General features: G+C 71.4%; 10 protein-coding genes. 8 read left to right on the plus strand and 2 right to left on the minus strand.

Annotated elements, in window-relative coordinates; genetic code table 11:
- Window positions 1-141 precede the first annotated feature (141 nt).
- From VFZ39_RS07225 to VFZ39_RS07235, 3 genes are all read left to right on the plus strand, one after another.
- Window positions 142-981, plus strand: a complete 840-nt coding sequence (locus VFZ39_RS07225; protein WP_330865059.1) for an enoyl-CoA hydratase/isomerase family protein — start codon at window positions 142-144, stop codon at window positions 979-981.
- Window positions 982-1,381: 400 nt separating this feature from the next.
- Complete coding sequence (locus VFZ39_RS07230) at window positions 1,382-2,422, plus strand: PHP domain-containing protein (protein ID WP_330865060.1); 1,041 nt, start codon at window positions 1,382-1,384, stop codon at window positions 2,420-2,422.
- Window positions 2,423-2,431: 9 nt separating this feature from the next.
- A complete protein-coding gene (locus VFZ39_RS07235) occupies window positions 2,432-2,974 on the plus strand; it encodes a M48 family metallopeptidase (protein ID WP_330865061.1) in 543 nt (180 codons plus the stop codon).
- On the opposite strand, the gene VFZ39_RS07240 is transcribed toward VFZ39_RS07235, so the two are convergent.
- Together VFZ39_RS07240 and VFZ39_RS07245 are read right to left on the minus strand one after the other, a co-directional pair.
- Window positions 2,911-3,510: an NUDIX hydrolase gene (locus VFZ39_RS07240; RefSeq protein WP_330865062.1), complete on the minus strand. Its 600-nt coding sequence runs from the start codon at window positions 3,508-3,510 to the stop codon at window positions 2,911-2,913. The two genes, VFZ39_RS07235 and VFZ39_RS07240, sit on opposite strands and share 64 nt — an antisense overlap.
- A complete protein-coding gene (locus VFZ39_RS07245; protein ID WP_330865063.1) occupies window positions 3,507-4,832 on the minus strand; it encodes a zinc-dependent metalloprotease in 1,326 nt (441 codons plus the stop codon). The genes VFZ39_RS07240 and VFZ39_RS07245 overlap by 4 nt, the downstream gene beginning before the upstream one ends.
- Before the next feature lie 117 nt (window positions 4,833-4,949).
- Here VFZ39_RS07245 and VFZ39_RS07250 point away from each other — a divergent pair, with 117 nt between their 5' ends.
- From VFZ39_RS07250 to VFZ39_RS07270, 5 genes are all read left to right on the plus strand, one after another.
- Window positions 4,950-5,384 carry a molybdenum cofactor biosynthesis protein MoaE gene (locus VFZ39_RS07250; RefSeq protein ID WP_330865064.1) on the plus strand — a complete coding sequence of 145 codons (435 nt, stop codon included), beginning with the start codon at window positions 4,950-4,952 and terminating at the stop codon, window positions 5,382-5,384.
- A 34-nt stretch (window positions 5,385-5,418) separates the two neighbouring features.
- The gene (locus VFZ39_RS07255; protein ID WP_330865065.1) at window positions 5,419-5,661 is read left to right on the plus strand and encodes a hypothetical protein; all 243 of its coding nucleotides are present in this window, start codon (window positions 5,419-5,421) and stop codon (window positions 5,659-5,661) included.
- A 45-nt stretch (window positions 5,662-5,706) separates the two neighbouring features.
- Window positions 5,707-6,774 (plus strand): YlbL family protein, encoded by a 1,068-nt coding sequence (locus VFZ39_RS07260; RefSeq protein WP_330865066.1) that lies wholly within the window; start codon window positions 5,707-5,709, stop codon window positions 6,772-6,774.
- Window positions 6,767-7,384: a PPA1309 family protein gene (locus tag VFZ39_RS07265; protein WP_330865067.1), complete on the plus strand. Its 618-nt coding sequence runs from the start codon at window positions 6,767-6,769 to the stop codon at window positions 7,382-7,384. Before VFZ39_RS07260 ends, VFZ39_RS07265 begins: the two co-directional genes overlap by 8 nt.
- Window positions 7,381-8,369, plus strand: a 989-nt coding sequence (locus VFZ39_RS07270; protein ID WP_330865068.1) for a UPF0182 family protein, incomplete at its 3' end; no start/stop codon positions are given. The genes VFZ39_RS07265 and VFZ39_RS07270, both read left to right, overlap by 4 nt.

Genomic DNA, 8,369 nt, shown 5'->3' on the forward strand with positions numbered 1-8,369 from the left:
CGCGACGGGGTGGTTGGGGAAGCCCGTCGGAGGAACCGGAGCCGCTGGCCCCAGAACCGGTATGACCCTACGACAAGCGTGGACACGCGTGCGTGAGGCTCGCCCTGAGCGTGAAATCGCTCGATCACTAGGGTTTCCGCCATGTCCGACCTCCAAGCCGACCGGCAGCCCGACCACGACAACGACTCCACGTCCGATTTCCGCCACCTCAGGCTCAGCCGACCGGTCGACGGCGTCGCCCTCCTCACCCTCGACAACCCCGACCAGCGCAACGCGATGTCGGCGGAGATGACGGCCTCGTGGACCGCCGCGATCGACTTCCTCGCCACCGACCCCGCGGTCCGGGCCGTGGTCGTGACGGGCGCCGGCTCGGCGTTCTGCTCCGGAGGCGACACCTCCTGGATCGCGAGCGAGCCCGACGCCGGCGTCGACCAGCTCCGCAGCCGGATGCTGCCCTTCTACCGGGCGTGGCTGTCGATCCGGCAGTTGGAGGTTCCGACCATCGCAGCGGTCAACGGCGCCGCCATCGGCGCCGGGCTGTGTCTCGCCCTCGCCTGCGACCTGCGGTACGCCGACCGAGGAGCCCGGCTCGGCGTACCGTTCGTCAGGCTGGGGATGCACGCGGGGATGGGCGCGACCTACCTGCTGCCTGACGTGGTCGGCCCTGCCCACGCCCGCGACCTGCTGCTCACCGGACGCGTCGTCGACGCCGACGAGGCGCTCCGGATCGGGCTGGTGTCGCGGGTGCACGATTCCGGGACCGTGCTCGACGAGGCGCTGGCCACGGCCGAGGAGATCGCGGCGACCGCACCGATCGCGAGCCGGCTCACCACGCTGGCTCTCCGGCAGGGGCATGACGACCTCGAGACCTGCCTGCAGTGGGAGGCGTTGGCACAGCCGGTCACCCTGGCCACAGCTGACCTGCAGGAGGGGATCGCGGCCGCCCGCGAGAGGCGAGCGCCGGTGTTCGAGGGCCGCTGAGCGGCGTCCGGCCAAGGCTTGGGCAGATACGGCCCGGTTGCCCGGCGTGTCGTCGCCGTTTGTGCCCAAACGGCGATCGCGGCACCGCGATAGGAGAAGAGGCCCCTGGCCCGCCTCGCGACACCTGCCTTCCCCTTGCCGATGTCGCTCGACGGGGCCGGGGGCCTCATCGCGGCTCACGCTAGGTGCGGGCGAGGAGCCGGGTCAACGCAGCGGTGCCCCACCCTGTGGACAAGGCTGTGGACAACCATGTGGACGAGTCGCCGGGAGCGGTGGAGCGGCGGGGGACGGGCCTGTGGACAGCCCGGGGAGGGCCGGGCCCAGCGGGGTCTGACCAGCGGAAACGGCGTCCACCGGGTGTGGACGAATATTCGTGCAGTACGGGCGTTAACCTCGACGCGTGAGCGAGTCGTACGACGGGGGGCCGGTCGCTGCCCTGCGCCGGATCGCGTTCCTCATGGAGCGGGGGCGGGAGGACTCCCGCCGGATCGAGGCCTTCCGCGCCGCCGCGGCGACGATTCTGCCGCTGCCGGCCGAGGAGATCGCGGAGCGAGTGGAGGCGGGCACGCTCACCGAGCTGAGCGGTATCGGCCCGAGCACCAGCAAGGTGATCACCGACGCCGTGCACGGCGTGATGCCCGAGCGGCTCGCGAAGCTCGAGCAGGAGCACGTCGGTCCGCTCGCCTCGGGCGGACGTGACCTGCGCGCCCTGGTGCGGGGCGACCTGCACTGCCACTCCAACTGGTCCGACGGGGGGTCCCCGATCGAGGAGATGGCGTTCACCGCGATCGAGCTCGGCCACGAGTACCTCGTGCTCACCGACCACTCGCCGCGGCTGCGGGTCGCCAACGGGCTCAGCGCCGAGCGACTCACCCGCCAGCTCGGGGTCGTGGAAGCCGTCAACGCCCATCTCGACGGTGCCTTCACTTTGCTGAAGGGGATCGAGGTCGACATCCTCGACGACGGCTCCCTCGACCAGACCGACGAGATGCTGGCGCAGCTCGAGGTGCGGGTGGCGAGCGTGCACTCCAAGCTGCGGATGGACCCGGAGCCGATGACCCGGCGGATGATCGGTGCGATCCGCAACCGCTTCACCAACGTCCTGGGCCACTGCACGGGCCGGCTGGTCACCGGCAACCGGGGGGTCCGGCCGAGCAGCGAGTTCGACGCGAAGGCGGTGTTCGAGGCCTGCGTCGAGCACGACGTCGCGGTCGAGATCAACTCGCGCCCCGAACGGCGCGACCCGCCGACGAAGCTGTTGGAGCTCGCCCGCGACATCGGCTGCCTGTTCTCGATCGACAGCGACTCCCACGCACCCGGCCAGCTCGACATGCTCGACTACGGCTGCGAGCGCGCGGAGGCGGCCGGCATCGACCCCGACCGGATCGTCAACACCTGGCCGCGCGACCGGCTCCTCGCGTGGGCGAACCCGGAGGGCTAGGTTCGATCCATGCCAGACGAGACGTCCGCCGCCCCGGACGTGGAGGTACGCAGGTCGCGCCGCCGGCGGCGTACGGTCTCGGCGTACCGCGACGGCGACCGGATCGTCATCATGATCCCGGCCACCATGACTCGCGCCCAGGAGGCCGAGTGGGTCGAGACGATGGTGGCGCGGCTCGAACGGTCCGAGCAGCGCAAGCGGCTCTCCGACGACGACCTGCTGAGGCGCGCTGCGCGGCTCAGCGACCGGCACCTCGGTGGCCTGGCGGAGCCCGAGTCGGTGCGCTGGGTCGACAACCAGACGTCGCGCTGGGGCTCGTGCACACCGGGCGACCGCACGATCCGGCTGTCGAGCCGGCTGCAGGGCATGCCGGTGTGGGTGGTCGACTACGTGCTGGTCCACGAGCTGGCGCACCTGCTGGAGCCCGGCCACGACGCGAAGTTCTGGTCCTGGGTCGACCGCTACCCGCAGGCCGAGAAGGCCAAGGGCTACCTGCTGGGCTGGTCCGCCGCCGCCCACCTCGACGCGCCGCCGGGTGAGGACGTCGACTGAGCGGCGCGTGAGCGGGCCAGCTCGACCAGCTCGGCGAGGTCCTCGTCGGGGAGCGCGTCGGACGGCCACCAGCGCAGGTCGAGCGACTCCTCGCTGACCGCCGGCTCTGCGTCGTCGGGTACGACGGCCACGAACCGGACGTCGAGGTGCTGGACGCCGCCTCGTGGATCACAGAACGGCACGGCGTGCTCGCTGAGCTGCACCGGCACCGGGTCGACCCGCAGCTCGGCGAGCCCCGACTCCTCCATCGCCTCCCGCTCGGCCGCGCCGGCCAGCGTGGTGTCGGCGTCCTCGCAGTGTCCGCCGAGCTGGAACCAGCGCTGTGCCTTGGCGTGCAGCGTCAGCAGCACCTCCGCGGCGTCGGGTGAGAGCACGATCGTGCTGGCGGTCAGGTGGTCGGGATAGCAGGTACGCCGCATCCCATCGGGACGCGCCTCCAGATGGGCCACGTAGCGGTCACGCAGCGCAGCCTGCTCGGCGGTCGGCGGCTCCCACGCCCGCAGCATCTCGAGCGCATCGGAGTGAAGTCGACTCACTCCTGTGGGTGGTCGTCGTCCGACGGGCCGTCGAGCAGCTCGCGCAGCCCGGCGTCGAACTCCTCGTCGCTGAGCTCCACGGCGCTGGCGCCCTCCCGGAACCCGAGCGGGTCGTCGAGGTCGGCCGGCGTGGGCAGCAGGTGCGGGCTCATCCAGACCCCGTCGCGGGCCTCGGCGCCCTGCCGGGTCCGCAGCGACCCCCAGAGCGTCGAGGCGTCGCGGAGCCGGCGCGGCCGCAGCTCGAGGCCGACCAGCGAGGCGAACGTCTGCTCTGCCGGACCACCGGACGCGCGGCGACGGCGTACGGCCTCCTGCAGCTTGTCGGCGGTCGGCATCCGCTCGGCTGTGGCCTGGCCGACGACCTCGTCGACCCAACCCTCCACGAGTGCCAGTGTCACCTCGAGCCGCTGCAGCGCGGCCTCCTGCTCGGGGCTCTGCTGCAGGTCGAACAAGCCGCCCTCGGTGAGCTTCTGCAGCGACTCCGGGTTGGTCAGGTCGAGTCCGCGCAGCTGCTCCTCGATGCTCGACTGGAGGTTCGCGGTGTTGACCTCGAGACCCCGGGCGTAGTCGGTGACGGCGCCGATCAGGTGGTCGCGCAGCCACGGCACGTGGGCGAACAGCCGCTGGTGGGCGGCCTCGCGCAGCGCGAGGTAGAGCAGCACGTCGTCCTCAGAGACGTCGAGCCCCTCGGCGAACGTCGCGACGTTGACCGGCACCAGCGCCGCCTTGCCGGGCGCGCCGAGCGGGAGCCCGATGTCGGACGCCGTGAGCACCTCGCCGGCCAGGGCACCGAGCCCGGAGCCGATCTGGTTGGCGAGCATCACGCCGATCGCCCGCTGCAGCATGCCGAGAAGCTGACCGCCCATCGCACCGCCCATGGCGGGGTCCTGGGGCAGCGCGGAGGCGAGCGAGTTGACCGACGACGCGGCGATCGGCTCGACCAGCCCCTTCCAGACGTCGGTGGTGCCCACGATCCACTCCGCGCGGCTCCAGGCCGCGGTGGAGGTGACGCCCGAGGGGAAGTCGGTGGCCTCGTCGAGCCAGTGGTCGGCGAGCCGGACCGCGTCGGCGACCTGGTCCTGTTGCCGCTGCGTGGGTGACGGGTCCGTGGTGGCCGCGGCCTGCTTGCGGGCGAGGTCGAGGGCGAGGTCCCAGTTCAGCGGGCCGTCGTAGGGCTGCATCATCGCCTGGATCTGGCCGAAGAGCGCGCCCAGGTCGGGGGCACCGCCAGCGCCGGGCGATCCACCCAGCATGCCGAAGAACTGCTCGAACGGCGTGCCCTTGAACGGGTTGTTCTGGCCCTCGTCGGGATCGTTCGTCATGCGACCACCGTACGCCGAACCCCCTAGCCACCCGACCCGTCGCGTGTGCCTGAGAGTGCGCCCTGGCGCACTCTGGGGCACACGCGCGGGGATCTCGCGCGGGGATAGGGTCGGAACGTGAACGAGTCCCACGCGGCCGTGAAGCTGGTCGACCTGCGCGAGACGCCGCTCGACGTGGCGGAGGTGGTCGCGGCGCTCGAGGACGACGCCTCGGGTGGTCTCACCCTCTTCGTCGGCCGGGTCCGCGACCACGACGGCGGCAGGTCGGTCGACGGCCTCGACTACTCGGCCCATCCCACGGCGATGACCAGGCTGGCGGAGGTCTGCGACCGGGTCGCCGAGCAGTACGACGTGACCGGCGTCGCGGCGGTCCACCGGGTCGGGACGCTGGCGATCGGCGACATCGCCGTGGTCGTCGCGACCAGCGCGGCCCACCGCGGCGAGGCGTTCACCGCGTCGCGGGCGCTGATCGACACCTTGAAGTCCGAGGTCCCGATCTGGAAGCACCAGCGGTTCGGTGACGGCACCGAGGAGTGGGTCGGCGCGCCCTGACCGTGCGGCGCGGTCTAGAACCTACCCTCGTCGCGTGGACATCCTGCTCTGGTTGGTGCCGGCCGGCGTCGTCACCGTGGTGGCGATGCTGTGGGTGGCCTGGCTGGGTCGCGAAGGACGCGGCGAGGTCGACCGCGACGTCGCGGTCGCGCGGCTGGAGAAGGCACTCCAGCGCGAGCACAAGGGGATGGTCCGGCAGCGGCCGGCCGTGCCGCGCGATCGCAGCACCGGTATCGCCGTACGCCCGTCCCGCGCAGCGCGCCGGCCCGGAGCCTGAACCCACCGGATCACCTGACTTTTCGCAGGTGAGAGGCTAGGCGCCATGACTCAGCGGATGTTCGCCGGCCTGCTGGCCGCGGCGCTGCTGGGCGTGCTCTGGTTCGGCGCGCTGCGCGAGCCGCTCCCGTACGTCATCTACACCCCCGGCCTGACCCAGGACATCCTCGGCACCACCGAGGACGGCCAGGAGATCGTCACGATCGAGGGGGCCGACACCTTCCACGACGGGGGCGAGCTGCGGTTCACGACCGTCTACGCCACCGAGCCGCAGGCCGACGTCAACCTGTTCCGGCTGCTCGAGGCGTGGATCGACGGCGACGACGCCATCTACCCGTACGACGCGATCTACGCGCCCGACGACACCGACGAGTCGAAGCAGGCCGAGGGCGCCTTCCAGATGGTGACCTCGCAGGACACCGCGGTCGCGGTGGCGCTGACCGAGCTCGGCTACGACGTCCCGTCGGTGGCGGTGATACACAACGTCCTGCCGGGCTCGCCTTCCGAGGGTGAGCTCGAGAAGGGCGACCGGCTGCTCGCCATCAACGGTGAGCCGGTGGACAGCATCCAGAGCGCGGGTGAGGCGGTCGACGCCACGCCCGCAGACGAACCGGTCGAGCTCCGCGTCCAGCGCGGCGACGAACGGCTCACGCTCTCGATCATGCGCGAGGAGATCGATGGCCAGCTGCGGCTCGGGTTCGAGATGCGCGCGTCGTACGACTTCCCGATCGACGTGTCCTTCGGCATCGACGAGGACATCGGCGGTCCCAGCGCGGGCCTGATGTTCTCGCTCGCGGTCTACGACACCCTGACCGAGGGACCGATGACGGGCGGCCAGATCGTGGCCGGCACCGGCACCATCAACCCCGACGGCACCGTGGGCCCGATCGGCGGCATCGACCAGAAGATCGCGGGTGCCCGCGACGCCGACGCCGACCTGTTCCTGGTGCCCGCCGACAACTGTGACGATGCCTACGACTCGCCGCAGGGCGACATGGAGCTGGTCCGGGTCGCCACGATGAGCGAGGCCGTCGACGCGCTGGAGCTGTTCGCCGAGAACCCCGACGCCGAGCTGCCGCGGTGCGAGGCGCCTGCGGGGGTGGCCGGTGAGTGACGTGCCCGACGACCTGACGGGTCCGGTCGGGGACCTCGACGTGGATCCTGCCCTGGCTGCCGCGGTGCTCGAGATCGAGGGCCACGTGGCCGACGAGGGCTGGGACCAGCCCAGCCGCCTCTACGCGCTGGTCGACACCGCCCGGCTGGTCGAGCGCGAGCCGGCGCTCGCAGCCGCCACCGGGCTGAACGACAGCTCCGCGGCCGGATCGCTGACGCCCGTGGAGCAGGACCAGCTGCCGCCCGAGGTGGCGCTCGAGGCGGTGCTCGAGCAGATCAGCTGGCCCGAGGGCGTCACCGGTTGCGCCGCCGTGGTCGAGCGGCTCGTGCTGCCGCCCGGTGCCGACACCGAGCTGCCCGCCAGCGCGGCCGAGGCAGAGGAGTTCGCGCGCGCCCACCCCGACCGGCAGGACGTGCGGATCGTGGCGGGTGCGACCCGTGCCGGTGCGACGTACTGTGCGCTGCGCCTGCGCGCCCACGACGACGCCCAGTCGGTCGTGACCGGAGCCGACTTGGTGCCCGCGCTGGTGCGGCTGCTTGCGGCCACCCTGGAGGATGTGCACGACGATGATCCCGGAGCGGGATCTGTGACCGAGGAGGACGACCGGTGAGTGACCTGTTCGACGAGGGGAGCGGGCCGCAGCAGCAGCGCAAGCCTGCCGAGGTCCCACCGCCGCGTCGGTCGCGTGCCCTCATCATCACCGCGGTCATCCTGGTCGTCGGTTTCTTCGCGCTGACCACGTTCTCGGCGTTCTGGACCGACCGGGCCTGGTTCCGCGGCATCGGGTACGGCGGGGTTTTCAGCACCCTGATCTGGACCCGGGTCAGCCTCTTCGCCGCCTTCGGCATCGTGATGGCCGCGTTCGTCGGGCTCAACATCTATCTGGCGCACCGGTTCCGGCCGCTGTACCGCATGTCCTCGCCGGAGCAGGCGGGTCTCGACCGATATCGCGAGGTCGTCGACCCGATCCGGGTGTGGCTGGCGGTCGGTGTCACGGTGCTGCTCGGCCTCTTCGCGGGCACGTCCGCCTCGGGCCAGTGGCGCAACTTCCTGATGTGGCGCAACAGCGTGCCGTTCGGCGAGACCGACGAGTTCTTCGACCGTGACAAGGGCTTCTACATCTTCGAGCTGCCCTGGCTCCACTACCTGGTCGACTCGGCGATGGCGTTCACCGTCGTCGCGGCGCTGATGGCGGCGATCGTCCACTATCTGTACGGCGGCATCCAGCTGCAGACCAAGGCCGATCGGCTCTCCGGTGCTGCCCAGGTTCAGCTCTCGGTGCTGCTCGGGATCTTCGTGCTCGCCAAGGGCGCCGACTACTGGCTCGACCGGTTCGACCTCGTCACCGACACCGGCGGCCTGATCACCGGCATGACGTACACCAGCGAGAACGCCGTGCTCCCCGCCAAGGGGATCCTGATGGGGATCGCGCTGATCTGCGCACTCCTGTTCTTCCTCAACGTCTGGCGCCGCACCTGGCTGCTGCCGTCGGTCGGGCTCGCGCTGCTCGCGCTGAGCGCGGTGCTGCTCGGCATGATCTGGCCGGGCATCGTCCAGCAGTTCCGGGTCAACCCGACCGAGCCGGACAAGGAGGA

This window comes from Nocardioides sp., from assembly GCF_036374615.1.
In the GTDB taxonomy this organism is placed as follows: domain Bacteria; phylum Actinomycetota; class Actinomycetes; order Propionibacteriales; family Nocardioidaceae; genus Nocardioides.

What these genes read in the sequence shown, in the direction of transcription:
- VFZ39_RS07245 (WP_330865063.1), bottom strand. Translation starts at nt 4,832, where the DNA reads ATGACGAACGATCCCGACGAGGGCCAGAACAACCCGTTCAAGGGCACG.
- VFZ39_RS07260 (WP_330865066.1), top strand. Translation starts at nt 5,707, where the DNA reads ATGACTCAGCGGATGTTCGCCGGCCTGCTGGCCGCGGCGCTGCTGGGC.
- VFZ39_RS07225 (WP_330865059.1), top strand. Translation starts at nt 142, where the DNA reads ATGTCCGACCTCCAAGCCGACCGGCAGCCCGACCACGACAACGACTCC.
- VFZ39_RS07235 (WP_330865061.1), top strand. Translation starts at nt 2,432, where the DNA reads ATGCCAGACGAGACGTCCGCCGCCCCGGACGTGGAGGTACGCAGGTCG.